The following is a 13,666-nucleotide window of genomic DNA, read 5'->3' as shown; positions in this document are numbered from 1 at the left end:
TGTCGTTCACCCGAGGAGGGCGAGGTCCCGGCGGACGTAGCGCAGGTGGGCCCATTCCTCCTCGAGGATCACGCGCACGCAGTCGCCGACGGTGGGATGCCAGTCGCCGCCGCCCCACGGGTCGTCGCGCTCCTCGGCGAGCAGTCCCGGCGTGGCAGTGGACAAGAAGTCGGTCACCATCTGCTGGCGCTCGGCTCGCACCGCGAGGATCTCCTCGAACGTCGGTGCGTCGGCTTGGAAGATCGACGTGTCGAAACCCGTGTCGGCCGCACCGGTGAAGATCTGGCCGATCTCGTGGAACGGCTGCTCCATGCCCATGATCCCGCCGTGGAGCCAGGCGTCGGTCGCCAGCACGAGGTGACGCAGGGTCTGGGCCAGCGACCACTCGTCGTCGACGTGGGCGTCGATCAGTTCCGGGGGTGTGCTGGTCACCGTCGCCTCCCACGCGGTCTGGGCTGCGACCCAACCGTCCCGCAGACTCTCGGGCGTCTGCGCCTTCTGCAGCTCGCGGCCGGGGAACCGACGGTCGAGCTCGGCGTCGACGAGCGGCACCACGTCGACGCCGTTGACGATGAGGCTGCCGAAGAACAGGTCGTGGCTGTCGATGTCGAGCCCGGCGACCTCGACGCTGCGCATCGTCACCCCGCTGACGTCGCACGATCTCAGGGTGGCGCCCTTGAAGCTCGTCATGGCGAACGTCGCGCCCTCGAACCCCTGGCCATCGGAAGAGATCGTCATCCCTGGATTCTGCCCGTTCGACGGTGCCGGTTCGAGCCCTCGAGCCGCTCACCAGCCGCAGCGATGATCGCCTCGACGAGAACGTCGCCCACTCGCACGATCTGGAGGGTTCCACGACGAGCCGGTCGAACACGTCGTGGCAGCCCGGGATCGACCACGATCACGCGATGGGAACCGCAGGACATCTCCTCACCACCCGGCAGATGGCCGAGTTCGTGGCGAACGGGTTCCTTCGCTTCGACGAGATCGTCCCGGCCGACCTCAACGAGCGAGCGGTCGCCGAGCTCGCCGCGCTGGACGCCGGCCGTCTTCTCCCGTCGGAGTCGGCGAACAGCAGGTCAGTTGCAGGGCTGGTTCCGTCCTGGTGTTCCACCACGGGTTGTGGCACGCGGGCCAACCGAACCCCGGGCGCGACCGGTGGATGTACAAGATCCGCCTGAACCCGACCGAGCCTCAGGTCCGGCTGTGGGATGCGTCCGACTTCGATGAGGCTCAGAGCCCGCGGACCGATCACGTCTTCGCGCGCATGCAGTCCGGCACGATCGCCGAGACCCTTCGTTCGATGCCGCCGTGGATGAGCGTCACCGACTACCGCAACGCGCAACTCCAACGGGCGTTGCTGTGGCGCCACCTCACCGGCGACGGCGACTTCGACGTCGACTACTACCTCACTCGCCTCGAACAGCGCGCCGTGCGCGCCATGGCGCGATGACGCGACGTCAACAGGTCCTCTACCTCTGGATGGACGGCGCCAGCCTCGATGACGCGGTCATCGCGTGGGCGTTCCACGACGGCACCGCCGGAGCCGGACCGCCACCTCCGGGCGGCCCGGCTCACGTCGAGCCGCCGTACGTGACGGGGGTGGGTGCTCTCGAGGACGGGTGGATGCTGATGCAGTCCGCTCAACTCATCCCGCCAGCCCCCGGTCACGAGCACACGAACTCGTACCTCGAGTACGAGTTCGTGTTCGAACGTCGAGTCGACGTGTCGTGACAGCCCGACCTGGGCGCCCGTCCACGGAACGAGTCTCCTGATCGAGCGTCCCGACTGTCGTCGCGAGCGGTCTCCTCGGTGTCGGGCTCCCGGCGGTTCCAGAGCTCATCCCCAGGTTCCACGTCTGGTGAATCCCACCCCGACGAAGAGGCGTTCAGAGGCGCTGTTGCCATCGGTGATCGTCGCTCCGACCTCGGTGATCCCTTCGTCGGCGAGCGAATCGAGGAGAGCAGCCACGGCTCGTCGACCGATGCCGTCTCGTTTCCGATCGGAGGCGACCACGACAGGGTCGACGTAGTGCACGGAGTCGACGATCACGACGCACGCCACGGCGATGATCCTGTCCCGCTCGACCACGACGAGGGAGTGCTGCCGCAGAGCGTGAGCCAAGTAGTGGTCGATCGCTTCGAGCGCGTCCTCGAAGCTCTCGCCCTCGTCGTCGATGGTGCCTCGATAGCCGTCGAGCATCAACGCCGCGAGAGCCTCGCGGTCGCTGTCGAGCACTCGTCGAGTGCGCGATCTCCCGGCGCTCGATGTCACCGGGATCGGCGACAGGCGGTACTCGCTTCGGGTTCGCTCGGGTCGTTCCGTCCTGCTCGTGGACGACCCGACCAGGTCGAGTGACAGTCGCATCTCCGGCACCTCGACTCCGAGTACCTCTCGGCGACGATCGACGTCGTCATCGATCCAGCCTCGCGCGGAGTAGAACCGACGCGCCCGCCGGTTGCCGGGGTGGACCCACAGCACCGCCGATGCGAAGCCGCTGTTCCGCAGTGAGCTGACGGCCTCGTCGATCAGAGCTGGACCCGCACCGGTACCCCAGTGATCGGGATCCACGTTGATGGCATGCAGCTCCCCGAGGTCGGGGCGCCCGTCGACGCATGCGCTCCCGACCACCGCGAATCCGATCACCTCGCCGTCGGCGGTCGCCACCAGGCGCGACCCGCGCGGACTCGGCGGGCTCTCGAGGACGGTTCGCCACGACGAAGCACGCTCGGACTCGGACAGCGAACCCAGGTACTCGTCCGGCATCAGACCGCCTGAGTACGCAGCTCTCCATGCCCGGACGTGAACGCGTCCCAGTCGATCAGCATCACCCACCTCCGGGTTCCGGATCTCGACGCTCACGCCGTCGACCGTAATCCCGGATCCACAGCGGACGCCCAGGCATCTCGACGCGTCGCGACGTCGGCCCGACGAGGACCGCACGCACCACGACCAGCATCGTGCCCCGCTGCGGCCCGACGACCCGGTGGGCGTCACGTGCCGCGAAGTCGGAACCGATGCACAGGAGGCGAGCGCTCGTGTGGACTGCGTCGCGATCTGTCGCGCGCGGGTCGGCCGTCGCAGATGGCCGCGCTCGCGAGTGATGTCAGGGCGTCTCGGCGGCGGCGACGATGTCGGCGATCGGACTCAATCGGAGGGTCGCTGGAAGTCGCCGAACGATCGCGGGGGTTCCGTCGAGTTCGAGGTGCCCGTTCTCGACCGCCTGCCGGAGCGTCTGCTTGCCCAGCCAGATCCGGTACATCGTGGAGAGGTCGGTCTTGACCGTGGCGTCGACGCCGAACCCGGGGTCGTGCGTGCAGATCGAAGGGCCCTGAGCGTCCTTCAGGATCCAGAACCACCGTGGTTGGTCGCTGAATCGGAACTCGAAGACGAGTCGTCGATCCGGCAGGTGCGAGTAGTCGAGTCGACCGTGGACCCACCACATCAACAGCTCCGGGTCGAGTTCGCTGTGGCGCGGGTCGTCGAACTGCCACTTGGCGCCCCACTCGCCCAGGCTGAACACGACGCTGCGCAGATCTTCCCCGGCCGGGGTGAGCAGGTACTCGTCGTCGACGTGCTCGATGACGCCGGCCTGCTCGAGTTGACGGAGCCGTTTGGAGAGCAACGTGCGTGACAGGCGTGGATTGCCGCGCGCGATGTCGTTGAAGCGCGTCGCTCCGACCAACATGTCGCGCAGGATCAACACCGACCACCGCTCGCCGAGCACTTCGACGGCGCGAGTGATCGGGCAGTACTGGCCGTAGCGGTTCCCGTCGCTCATCTCGACCTCCCAGGTCCTCGTCGTGCGCGACCCTACGCCGTCGGGCGACACCCGGTACAGATGTTGTACCGGGGTGGTCCAGAATGTGTACTAGCGGTCGGTCGGCATCGATCCGTACGTTCGTCAGCAGGTCCATCCGGACCGCGATCACACCTCCAGAACGGAACCAGAAATGACGATCTCGGCGACCCAGCGCGACCCCGAAACGGATGTGGGGTCCTCAGCCCCTCACTGGACGGGGGTCGACAGCGGCAGCGAATGGCTCGCTGCCGCGCGACGGCTCGCCCCCCGACTCGCCGAGCGTTCGGCGAAGCACGACCGTGATGGCACGTTCGTCGCCGACTGCCTCGACGAGCTCCGAGCACAGGAGTTCATGTCGCTGCTGGTGCCGCTCGAACTCGGCGGAGGTGGAGCCAGCCACGCTGAAGCCTGTGCCGTGCTGAGCGAACTCGCCCGTGGTTGCCCGTCGACGTCGCTGTCGTACTCGATGCACTCGCACGTGGTCGGCGCCCAGGTGTGGCGCCACCGCCACGACTTGCCCGCGCCCGTCCTCGGCAAGATCGCCGCCGACCAGATGACCATGATCTCGACCGGCGCCTCGGACTGGATCGAATCGAGTGGCGACGCCGTCGAGGTGGATGGTGGTTTCCGCGTCTCCGCCCGCAAGTCGCCGGCGAGCGGGTGCCCCGCCGGTGACGTGTTGGTCACCAGCATCCGCTGGGACGATGCTCCCGACGGGCCGCACGTCATCCATTGCTCGGTCCCGTTCGGAGCCGACGGCGTCAGCGTCGTTCCGACCTGGGACACGATGGGGATGCGCGGCACGGGTTCGGACACCGTCGTGCTCGACGACGTGTTCGTCCCCGACGAATCCGTGGCCCTGGTACGGCCCGCCGGTTCTTGGCACCCGGTCTGGAGCATCGTGCTCGGCACAGCGCTTCCACTCATCATGTCGGTGTACGTCGGCATCGCCGAAGCGGCGGCCGAGCGGGCGATCGAGCTGGTCGGCCGTCGGGCCGAACGTCCCGAAGTCGCCGTGCTCACGGGTCGGATGCTGAACCGGCTCGCCGTCGGTCGTGACACCGTACGAGCGATGATCGATGCCAGCGACGATCTCCGCTTCGACAACACCCTCGAGGCTGCCGCTCTCGCGCTCACCCGGAAGACCAACGCGACCGAAGCGTGCATCGACACCGTGCGCACCGCTCTCGAAGTCGGAGGTGGTCCTGCTCTCGGACGACGGAACGGGATCGAGCAGTTGTTCCGCGATGTTCACGGAGCGCTCTACCACCCGCTGCCGGCGACTCGCCAAGAGTGCTTCACGGGCCGACTGGCTCTCGGCCTCGACCCGCTCGCGAGCGCCTGACATCGACGATCGCGTCCCGGCGCATCGACGTTCGCGTTCAGTCGTCGATCAGGGAGTCGATCGGGGCGATGGTCGATCCGTCGAGGACGTCGCGCTCGCCGAGCGGGGCATCGAGCTGAACGACGAAAGGTGTCGAAGGGTTCCCTGGGCAGTTCTGGCCGCCTGGCCGGGGGACCAAAGCGAACGCGAGACGAACAGCATCATCGGTCTCGACGACCTGGGGTCCGAGAAGTCGATCGCCCATCTCCTCTCCGCTCGCGCAGCCGCGTTCGGTGACCAACACACGGATCTCGGTCGAGGAAGCATCGGGGGTCGGTGACCGGGGGTCCACGACCCACTCCACGGGTCCGAGGCCCTCGGGCAGCTTCAGTCGGACATCGCAGCGCTGTCCGCCACCGGCACCCGCCCAGATCCATCCGTCGGCTCCCATCTGGGTCCCGCTCACGAGGGTCGGGAGGCTTCACGTCCTCGCTCGTGGCGGTCGCCCGTCGCTCCCCGTCGAAGACCGGGACGGCGTGCGGACACTCGGGACGAGCGTCGCCGTGGTGGGACGGGTGCATCGATCGGGACACGTCGTCCGGCGCTCATCGTCAGATCGAGCGGGCGGCGTTGTCGAAGCGCGTGTACTGGCCGAGGAACACGAGGCGCCGGGTTCCGATCGGGCCGGCGCGGTGCTTGGCGACGATGACCTCGGCGGATCCCTTGTCGGGCGACTCCGGGTTGTACACCTCGTCGCGGTAGAGGAACATCACGACGTCCGCGTCCTGCTCCAGCGAGCCCGACTCGCGCAGGTCCGCGAGCATCGGGCGCTTGTCGGATCGGCTCTCCAGGTTCCGGCTGAGCTGGGACAGCGCGACGATCGGGACCTCGAGCTCGCGTGCGAGGACCTTCAGGTTCCGGCTGATCTCGGACACCTCGAGCTGGCGGTTCTCCGAGTTCCCGCTCCCGCTCATCAGCTGGAGGTAGTCGATCATGATGAGCGACAGGCCGCCGTGCTGGGCCTTGATCCGTCGCGCCTTGGCCCGGATCTCCATCACCGTGACCCGGGGGTTGTCGTCGAGGAACAGCGGCACCTCGAGGCGCCCGACCGCGAGCCCGATCTTCGACCAGTCGGACTCGGTCAGCTTGCCGGTGCGCAGCTTCGTGGAGTCGACCTTGGCCTCGCTCGACAGGATGCGCTGGGTCAGCTCCGCGTGGCCCATCTCGAGGGAGAACACCAGCGCCGGCTTCGCCTCGTGCTTGGCGATGTGGGTGGCGAGGCCGAGGCCGAACGCCGTCTTGCCCATCGCGGGGCGGGCGCCGACGATGTTCAGCGTGCTCGGCTGCAACCCGCTCAGCAGCTCGTCGAGCTCGATGTAGCCGGTGGCCGCGCCGGTGATCGTGTCGCCACGCTCGAAGTTCTCCTCGAGCTGGTCCATCGCCAGGTTGAGCAGCTCCTGGATCGGACGGGTCGAGTCGACGACCCGATCCTCGGCGACCTCGAACATCTTCGACTCGGCCATGTCGACGGCCTTGATCACGTCGTCGGGCTCGCCGAACGCGATGTCGGTGATCTCGCCGGCGGTGTGGATCAGGCGCCGCAGCAGCGCCGTGTCCATCACGATCTTGGCGTAGTGCTCTGCACCCGACACCGACGGCGTCGCGTTCTGCAGCTCGTTGAGGTGGGCGACGCCACCGATCTCGTCGAGCAGGCCGTGACGGCGCAGCTCGTCGGCGACCGTCACGACGTCGACCGGCCCCGACGTCGAGTAGATCGCCCGGATCGAGTCGAACACGTGCTGGTTCGCCGGGTTGTAGAAGTCGCGCGGCTTCAGCCCCGCCTCGCCCACCGCTCCGATCGCGTCACGCGACAGCAGCAGCGCACCGAGCACGGACTCCTCGGCCTGCAGGTTGTGGGGAGGGACGCGGCCGGCACCCGCTCCCGACCGCCGCATCGTGGATGTCCGTCCACCGTCGTCGATCGGGAAGTTCTCGTCGCCAGCCATGGATCGGTCATTCTTCCTGGTCGGCGCTGGGGAGCGATAGAGGAACAACCCTGAGCACCGCCTGTCGACAGCCTGTGGACAACGCCACGATCTCCCTGGTGCGCTGTGGGCGAGCCTGTGGAGGAACACGACGGGCGCGCCCGTCGCGAACGACAGGACGCGCCCGGTGACGTGTCGATCCGCGCCGGCACGGGGCCGGCACGTGGTGCGCTGCGGACTACTCGGCCGCGACCACCTCGACGGTGATCGGGAACGACACCGCCTGGTGGAGCGACGCCGTCACCGTGTGCTGGCCCGTCGTCTTGATGCCGTCGACGTCGAGCTGGCGACGCTCGAGCTCGACATCGGTCTGCTCCTTGACCGCGTCGACGACGTCGGACGCCGTCACGGAACCGAACAGGCGGCCTTCGCCGCTGGCCTTGGCCTCGATCCGGATGACCTTCGGGACCAGGGTGCTGGCGATCGACGTCGCCGCCTCGCGTGCCTCGTGGTCGCGGGCGTCACGTGCGGAGCGCATCCGTGCGGCCTGCTCGATCGCACCCGGGGACGCCTTGATCGCGTGCCCTTTGGGGGACAGGAAGTTGCGGAAGTGCCCGTCGGCGACGTCGACGATGTCGCCGCGCATCCCGAGGCCGTCCACATCGGAGCGGAGGATCACCTGCATCGTCAGACCTCCACGTTCTCGTCGGTCGACGAACCGGTCGCGGCGTCGGCGGGTGCGTCCTCGTCGGCACCCTCGGCCGACGTGGTGCTCTCCAGCGAGCTGTCCTCCTCGTTGCGGCCCGAGCGCCGGTCGTCGCGGCCCTCGCCGCGACGGCCGCCGGTGCGGGTCGAGGCGACGCGCCGCGCGTACGGGAGCAGCGCCATCTCGCGAGCGATCTTGACGGCGTTCGCCACCTCGCGCTGCTGCTGCAGGTCGTTGCCCGCCACCCGGCGGTTCTTGATCTTCGCCCGGTCGCTCATGAACCGCGACAGCAGGTCGACGTCCTTGTAGTCGACGTACTCGACCTTCTCGATCAGCAGCAGGCTGGTCTTCTTCTTGAACTTGCGGGGGTTCGCGTCCCGGGCGGACCGGGCCTTGTTCTTCTTGGATGCCATGAGGCAGGTTCCTTCTCTTCGTGGGGTTCTCGTCGTCGTGCGGCGGGGCGGTCCTGCGCGGACGGGCCCGACGCGAGGTCAGGGTCGGGACCCGGTCAGAACGGCTCCTCGTCGCCGTAGACGGGGTCGGGGGCCGACGTGGAGCCGCCGCCGCCGCCACCACCGCCGCCGCCGCCGCCGGAGGGGGCCGAGTCGCGACTGATGCGCTCGACCTGCGCCTGGGCCCAGCGGAGGCTGGGACCGAGGTCGTCGGCGATGACCTCGACGATCGTGCGCTTCTCGCCCTCGCGGGTCTCGTAGTCGCGCTGCTGGAGCCGGCCGGTGACGAGGATGCGCGCACCCTTCGTGAGGCTCGCCGCGGCGTTCTCGCCGAGCTCGGCCCACGCCGTGATGTTGAAGAAGGAGGTCTGCTCCTGCCACTCGCCGTTCTGCTGGTACCGCCGGTTGACGGCGAGGCCGAAGCTGGCGACGCCGCGCCCCCCGGTGGTGTACCGGAGCTCGGGATCGCGGGTGATGTTGCCGACCAGTGTGACGCTGTTCTCTGATGCCATGTGGGTTCCCCTCGTGCTGGGTGCGTTGCGCCCGGCCCGCTCAGGCGGCCGTGACGGCCATGCCGCGGCGCTCGGCCTCGGCGTCGGGCAGGCGGAGCAGCTTGTGGCGGACGACCTCGTCCGCGAGACGGAGCGTGCGCTCGAGCTCGTCGAGCGCGCCCGGGGCCGCCACGATCTCCGCGACGAGGTAGTAGCCGGACGGCTTCTTGTCGATCGGGTAGGCGAACTGGCGCTTGCCCCACCAGTCGATCTTCCCGTGCAGCTCGCCGTCGGCCGCGTTGACTCCGTCGGTGACCGACTTCATCCACGCCTGCGCCTTGGGGTCGTCGACGTCACCGTCGATGATCACCATCAGTTCGTATCCACGTGTCATACGTGTTCTTCCTCCCTTCGGATACCTCCACCGCAGGCGACCCCGCGATGGCGGCAGCCCCGTGTGGGGCAGGGCCAATCTGGACTGCGCCACGCTATCGGCCGCGCGCCGGTCGCGTGGCCGGCGTCGGTGCCGCCGTGGGTGATCGAGCTGGCGTCCCATGCTCGACATGGTGCGCGCGGGGGTGCGTCACCCGTTCGCGGGCCCGGTGCGCTCCCCGGCCCGGGCGGGGTCCGGCTCAGCTCGTCGCGCAGGTGGGGGACTCGGATCCGTCGATCAGCTCGATCGCTGATCCCGGGCCGATCCCGAGGTCGCCCAGGTCACCGGCGAAGACCTCGACCGCGACCGTGTACTCGCCGTCGGCTGGGTACCGCTCGCAGGTCGCGGGATCGTCGGTGACGCACGGCTCCATGTCGGTCTGCGAGACGTGGGACCCGTCGGGCCCGAACCAGGCGATCGACAGCGGTGTCGGGGTGCCGAGCATGTAGAAGCGACCCTGCGTCGGCGCGTCCCAGGCGAACGCCATCCCCTCCGCCTCCCCGAGGTCGGTGACGCCCATCAGGCCCCGGCCGCGCTCGGCGTCGTCGTCGGCGAGCCACAGGCACGCCTCGCACACCTCGCCCTCGGCCGAGGTGATGCGCGCCGTGACCGTCGTGAACCCCTCCGGCCGCACCTCGGACCCGTCGACCGTCGCCACCGGGGCGCCGGATCCGCCGCCCGACCCCGGCGTCCCCGCGTCGAGCGTCGCGGTGGACGGCTCCGCAGGGGTCCCCGGCTCGGGCGCCAAGCGGGTGACGGTCGCCGCGGGCGCGTCCGATCCGCCGGCGGTGGTCGCGGTGGCGCCGACATCGCTCGACGCGGGGCCGGCGTCGCCGGATCCGCACGCCACGAGCGCCACGGCGAGGGCGGCGGCGAGGGCGGCGCCTCGATGTCGCGGGGCGATCACGCCCGCCGACGGCCGCCGACGGGCAGCACGCGCAGCAGGTGGTGCCACCGGCACGCCGTGCACGCCTCGACGACGTACGCGCTGAGGTCGTCGGGTCGCGCGTTCAGCGACCGCATCTCCTTGGCGGTCGACACGCAGCGACCCTGCGGCCCGATCCCGTGGCCGAACACGTAGGTGACGAGCCGCAGGTTGACCTCCTCGCAGATCGGGCAGGTGGTCGACGTCTCGGTCCCGACGTTGTCGGCGGCGCGGATCAGCTCGGGGTGCGCATCGCACACCGTGTCGAGCGGGACCCGGCCCCGGCGGACCTCGTTGATCAGCATGCGGCGGGCCAGGCGGTGGTCGATGATGCCGCGCGCACCGTCGGTGCCGCGCAGCGCTCCGACCGTGAAAGCCATGGCCTCCGATCGTACTGGCACCTCGCGGTGCGTCCCTGCGCGGACGGCGCCCAGCGGTCAGAATGGGATCGTGGCACCCGACATCACCTACGGCAACGACATCCCCGGCGACGCGGAGCTGCGCCTGTGCGGCGACGTCGGAGGGGCTCGGCGAGCCGTCGAGCTCGGGGTGTCGGAGTGGTTCAACTCGATCGAGTTCGCGCGCGCCGGCGCCAAGGCGATCGCGGTCGACCCCGACCCCGAGCGCATCGCCGAGCTGCGCCGTCGAGCCGACCAGGCCGAGGTGACCGTGCAGTGCCTCGGCGCTGCGCTCGCCGACCTCGGCGACATCTCGTCGGCCACCTGCGACGTCGTCGTCGCCTCCCAGACGCTGCGCAAGGTCGGTGACCTCGGACGCCTGCTGCGCCAGGTCCACCGCATCCTGATCCCGTCGATGCCGTTCGTCATCGCGATCCCCCACCCGTTCGCCGCCGTCGACGCCGAGCACCCCTACGGCACGGGGACGCGCACCGTCGGCGACTGGTTCACCGCCCTCGGGCGCTCGAACTTCCGCGTCGACCAGGTCAAGGAGCTCGGCGTCTCGCCGACGCGCCCGGTGCCCACCACCCTCGTCCTGCGGGCGCGCAAGCAGGGCTCCTGACCGCGCGCGCACGCGGCCTCCCCCGGGGCGGTCGGCTCAGCGGCCGCTCACGCCCAGCGGCGAGGCGCCGACGAGCGACGGCGCCGACACCGCCGCGCTGAACAGGTGGCCCTGGCCCTCGTCGGCGCCCAGCTCTCGGAGCCGGGCGAGCTGGAGCGGCGTCTCGATGCCCTCCGCCACGACGACCAGACCGAGCGAGTGCCCGAGGCGGATCACGGCGTCGACGATGGAGGAGTCGTCGACCTCGATCCCGAGGCCGTCGACGAAGCTCTTGTCGATCTTGATCGCCTGCACCGGGAACATCTTCAGGTAGGTGAGCGACGAGTACCCGGTCCCGAAGTCGTCGACGGAGAGCTGGATGCCCAGGCCGCGCAGCTGGCGCAACGTGTCGCGCGCCGCGTCGACGTCGGTCAGCAACGCCGTCTCGGTGATCTCGAACCAGAGCGCCTCGGCCTCGACCCCCGTCGACACCAGGGCGTCGGAGACGGTGGCGAGGAGGTCGGGGTCGCCGATCTGCTGGGTCGCGAGGTTCACCGACAGCGAGCAGCGGCCGTAGGGGTGGCCCTCGGCGCGCCACGACGCGAGCTGGGCGAGCGAGTCGGCGAGCATCCGTCGGCCGATCTCGACCATCAGACCGCTGGCCTCGGCGGTCGGGAGGAACTCGTCGGGGCCGAGCAGGCCGCGCTCGGGGTGGTCCCACCGGATCAGCACCTCGAGGCGCACCACCTCGCCGCTGGCCAGATCGACGATCGGCTGGAAGTGGGGCAGGATCTGGTCACCGGCCAGCGCCCGTCGCAGGTCGGCCGTCGTCTGCAGCGTCGCCACCGACTCGCTGCGCTCGTCCGAGCGGTACCGCTGGACCCGGGCTCGCCCGGCCGCCTTGGCCCGGTACATCGCGGAATCGGCGTCGCGCAGCAGCTCGCCGGCCGTCGCGGTCACCGTCGAGTTGGTCGCGAACCCCACCGACGAGGTCACCACCAGCTCGTGGCCGTCGATCACCACCGCCTCGTCGACGCAGCGCTGGAGCCGCTCGGCGACGGTCTCGGCATCGAGCGGGCCGAGGTCGATCTCGCCGGTGTCGTCGCTGCCCCGGGTGGTCGTGCCGTCGACGACGACCACGAACTCGTCGCCACCGAAGCGGGCGAGCTGGTCGCCGACGCGCATCACCGAGCGGAACCGCTCGGCGACGTGGCGGAGCAGCTCGTCGCCGACGGCGTGACCGAGGCTGTCGTTGACGATCTTGAAGTTGTCGAGGTCGATGAACAGCACGGCCACCTCGTCGGGCCCGGCCGTCTCCAGCAGCTCGTCGAGGCGGGCGACGATCGACGCCCGGTTGGGGAGACCGGTCAGCGAGTCGTGGGTCGCCGCGTGCGAGAGGCGCGCTGCGGTGAGCCGCTGCTCGGTGATGTCCTCGATGTGGGTGATCGCGAGCGACTCGCCGTCCTCCTCGGTGACCGACACCTGGGTCTTGGCCCAGATGTACTCGCCGTCGCGGCGCAGGTAGCGCTGCTCGATGCGGTAGCCGTCGTCGATCCCGAGCTCGATGCGCGCACGGTCGGCCGCCGCCGAGCGCAGGTCCTCGGGGTGGGTGATCTCGCGGATCGACCGCCCGAGCAGGAAGCGGCGGGAGTGATCCAGCATGTCGGCGAGCGACTGGTTGGCGTCGACGATGCGGTTGTCGGAGAGGCGCACGAGCGCCATCCCCGTCGGAGCGGAGTGGAACGCCTGCTGGAAGCGGCGGCGCGCGGCTTCGAGCGCGCTCGTGCTGCGCTCGCGGGCGGTCACGTCGCGGAGCACCACGATCCGCTCCCCCGTGGCGGGGTCCGCGTCCCCCCGACCGCCGTGCGACGTCGGCCGGTGGATGCTCGCCTCGACGAGGTGGCTCGAACCCGACGCGTCGACGAGCTCGAGCACCGCGGTCTCGCGCCCGTCGCGCCGATCGACGGCCGCGGGCCCGACGTGGGTCGCGTCGGGGTCGTCGGCGGGGCGGACGCTCTCCCAGCGGTCGGTGACGTCGCGCTGGTCGTCGTCGGCGACGAGGCCGAGGAACGGCCTCCCGAGCAGGTCCTCGACCGGACGGCCGGTCAGCACCGCCGCGCGCGCGTTGGCCGAGGTCACCCGGCCACGCCCGTCGACTCCGAGCACCGCGTCGGGGAGGTCGTCGAGCAGCCGCCGGACCCCGGCGTGGTTCGCCTCCAGCGCCGCCACGGAGGAGAGCAGGCGGCGTCGGACGTTGCGCGCCTCGAACCAGGTGAGCGCGATCGCCCCGAGCGCGACCGCACCGATCGCAGCGACGGTGAGCAGCGCGTCGGGGGTCGGGTCGGACGCGGCGCGGTACACCACGGTCCCCATCAGCACCGCCGACAGCACGACGACGGGGAGGCTCAACCAGGCCGCTCGCGCTCCGTCGTCGTTCGCTCCGAACACGGCGGGAACGGTAAACCGCCCGCGCCCCACGCCGGTGGATGCACCCAGCGTGCTCGTGGTGCCACCCACGGAACGACCGACGGAACCACCCCGGGCCGTCGCCC

16 protein-coding genes and 2 pseudogenes are annotated in these 13,666 nt (G+C 70.1%); 5 read left to right on the top strand and 13 right to left on the bottom strand.

What is annotated here, in order from left to right; all coding sequences use genetic code 11:
* Positions 1 to 6: 6 nt before the first annotated feature.
* The gene (locus ACOOHC_RS00640; protein WP_420452079.1) at positions 7 to 738 is read right to left on the bottom strand and encodes a DinB family protein; all 732 of its coding nucleotides are present in this window, start codon (positions 736 to 738) and stop codon (positions 7 to 9) included.
* A gap of 167 nt (positions 739 to 905) precedes the next feature.
* Between ACOOHC_RS00640 and ACOOHC_RS00635 the strand changes: the two genes are divergently transcribed.
* From ACOOHC_RS00635 to ACOOHC_RS00625, 3 genes are read left to right on the top strand one after another with little or no spacing between them, the layout of a single operon-like run.
* Positions 906 to 1,178, top strand: a complete 273-nt coding sequence (locus ACOOHC_RS00635) for a hypothetical protein (RefSeq protein ID WP_420452078.1) — start codon at positions 906 to 908, stop codon at positions 1,176 to 1,178.
* Positions 1,160 to 1,450 (top strand): hypothetical protein, encoded by a 291-nt coding sequence (locus tag ACOOHC_RS00630; protein ID WP_420452077.1) that lies wholly within the window; start codon positions 1,160 to 1,162, stop codon positions 1,448 to 1,450. Before ACOOHC_RS00635 ends, ACOOHC_RS00630 begins: the two co-directional genes overlap by 19 nt.
* Positions 1,447 to 1,731 carry a hypothetical protein gene (locus ACOOHC_RS00625; RefSeq protein ID WP_420452076.1) on the top strand — a complete coding sequence of 95 codons (285 nt, stop codon included), beginning with the start codon at positions 1,447 to 1,449 and terminating at the stop codon, positions 1,729 to 1,731. Before ACOOHC_RS00630 ends, ACOOHC_RS00625 begins: the two co-directional genes overlap by 4 nt.
* 105 nt (positions 1,732 to 1,836) lie before the next feature.
* Here the strand turns inward: ACOOHC_RS00625 and ACOOHC_RS00620 are convergent, their stop codons facing one another.
* The 3 genes and pseudogenes from ACOOHC_RS00620 to ACOOHC_RS00610 all read right to left on the bottom strand — a co-directional run bounded on the left by ACOOHC_RS00620 (position 1,837) and on the right by ACOOHC_RS00610 (position 3,778).
* Entirely contained in the window at positions 1,837 to 2,235 is a 399-nt protein-coding gene (locus ACOOHC_RS00620) for a GNAT family N-acetyltransferase (RefSeq protein ID WP_420453836.1), read from the bottom strand.
* 129 nt (positions 2,236 to 2,364) lie between these two features.
* Positions 2,365 to 2,763 (bottom strand): annotated as a pseudogene (locus ACOOHC_RS00615) (GNAT family N-acetyltransferase); the annotation flags it as partial.
* A gap of 340 nt (positions 2,764 to 3,103) precedes the next feature.
* Positions 3,104 to 3,778 carry a winged helix-turn-helix transcriptional regulator gene (locus ACOOHC_RS00610; RefSeq protein WP_420452075.1) on the bottom strand — a complete coding sequence of 225 codons (675 nt, stop codon included), beginning with the start codon at positions 3,776 to 3,778 and terminating at the stop codon, positions 3,104 to 3,106.
* Between the two features lie 172 nt (positions 3,779 to 3,950).
* On the opposite strand from ACOOHC_RS00610, the gene ACOOHC_RS00605 reads away from it, so the two are divergent.
* Positions 3,951 to 5,144: an acyl-CoA dehydrogenase family protein gene (locus tag ACOOHC_RS00605; RefSeq protein WP_420452074.1), complete on the top strand. Its 1,194-nt coding sequence runs from the start codon at positions 3,951 to 3,953 to the stop codon at positions 5,142 to 5,144.
* Positions 5,145 to 5,181: 37 nt separating this feature from the next.
* Here ACOOHC_RS00605 and ACOOHC_RS00600 read toward each other — a convergent pair whose 3' ends face one another.
* The 8 genes and pseudogenes from ACOOHC_RS00600 to ACOOHC_RS00565 form a co-directional block, all read right to left on the bottom strand.
* Positions 5,182 to 5,574, bottom strand: coding sequence for a hypothetical protein (locus tag ACOOHC_RS00600; RefSeq protein WP_420452073.1), 393 nt, complete (start codon positions 5,572 to 5,574; stop codon positions 5,182 to 5,184).
* A 160-nt stretch (positions 5,575 to 5,734) separates the two neighbouring features.
* Positions 5,735 to 7,129, bottom strand: coding sequence for a replicative DNA helicase (gene dnaB, locus ACOOHC_RS00595; protein ID WP_420452072.1), 1,395 nt, complete (start codon positions 7,127 to 7,129; stop codon positions 5,735 to 5,737).
* Positions 7,130 to 7,346: 217 nt separating this feature from the next.
* Positions 7,347 to 7,793 carry a 50S ribosomal protein L9 gene (gene rplI, locus ACOOHC_RS00590; protein ID WP_420452071.1) on the bottom strand — a complete coding sequence of 149 codons (447 nt, stop codon included), beginning with the start codon at positions 7,791 to 7,793 and terminating at the stop codon, positions 7,347 to 7,349.
* Positions 7,794 to 7,978: 185 nt separating this feature from the next.
* A pseudogene (gene rpsR / locus ACOOHC_RS00585) lies at positions 7,979 to 8,227 on the bottom strand (30S ribosomal protein S18); the annotation flags it as partial.
* Positions 8,228 to 8,322: 95 nt separating this feature from the next.
* Positions 8,323 to 8,778: a single-stranded DNA-binding protein gene (locus ACOOHC_RS00580; protein WP_420452070.1), complete on the bottom strand. Its 456-nt coding sequence runs from the start codon at positions 8,776 to 8,778 to the stop codon at positions 8,323 to 8,325.
* Positions 8,779 to 8,818: 40 nt separating this feature from the next.
* Entirely contained in the window at positions 8,819 to 9,151 is a 333-nt protein-coding gene (rpsF, locus tag ACOOHC_RS00575; protein ID WP_420452069.1) for a 30S ribosomal protein S6, read from the bottom strand.
* Between the two features lie 238 nt (positions 9,152 to 9,389).
* Entirely contained in the window at positions 9,390 to 10,097 is a 708-nt protein-coding gene (locus ACOOHC_RS00570; protein WP_420452068.1) for a DUF192 domain-containing protein, read from the bottom strand.
* Positions 10,094 to 10,495 carry a DUF5318 family protein gene (locus tag ACOOHC_RS00565; protein ID WP_420452067.1) on the bottom strand — a complete coding sequence of 134 codons (402 nt, stop codon included), beginning with the start codon at positions 10,493 to 10,495 and terminating at the stop codon, positions 10,094 to 10,096. The genes ACOOHC_RS00570 and ACOOHC_RS00565 overlap by 4 nt, the downstream gene beginning before the upstream one ends.
* A gap of 70 nt (positions 10,496 to 10,565) precedes the next feature.
* Here ACOOHC_RS00565 and ACOOHC_RS00560 point away from each other — a divergent pair, with 70 nt between their 5' ends.
* Entirely contained in the window at positions 10,566 to 11,135 is a 570-nt protein-coding gene (locus tag ACOOHC_RS00560; RefSeq protein WP_420452066.1) for a class I SAM-dependent methyltransferase, read from the top strand.
* A gap of 36 nt (positions 11,136 to 11,171) precedes the next feature.
* On the opposite strand, the gene ACOOHC_RS00555 is transcribed toward ACOOHC_RS00560, so the two are convergent.
* Positions 11,172 to 13,562 (bottom strand): EAL domain-containing protein, encoded by a 2,391-nt coding sequence (locus ACOOHC_RS00555; RefSeq protein WP_420452065.1) that lies wholly within the window; start codon positions 13,560 to 13,562, stop codon positions 11,172 to 11,174.
* Between the last annotated feature and the right edge of the window lie 104 nt (positions 13,563 to 13,666).

This window comes from Ilumatobacter sp., from assembly GCF_965215205.1.
In the GTDB taxonomy this organism is placed as follows: Bacteria; Actinomycetota; Acidimicrobiia; order Acidimicrobiales; family Ilumatobacteraceae; genus Ilumatobacter_A.
Note: the sequence above shows the minus strand (reverse complement) of the source record. Positions and strands in the feature narration are given on the sequence as shown.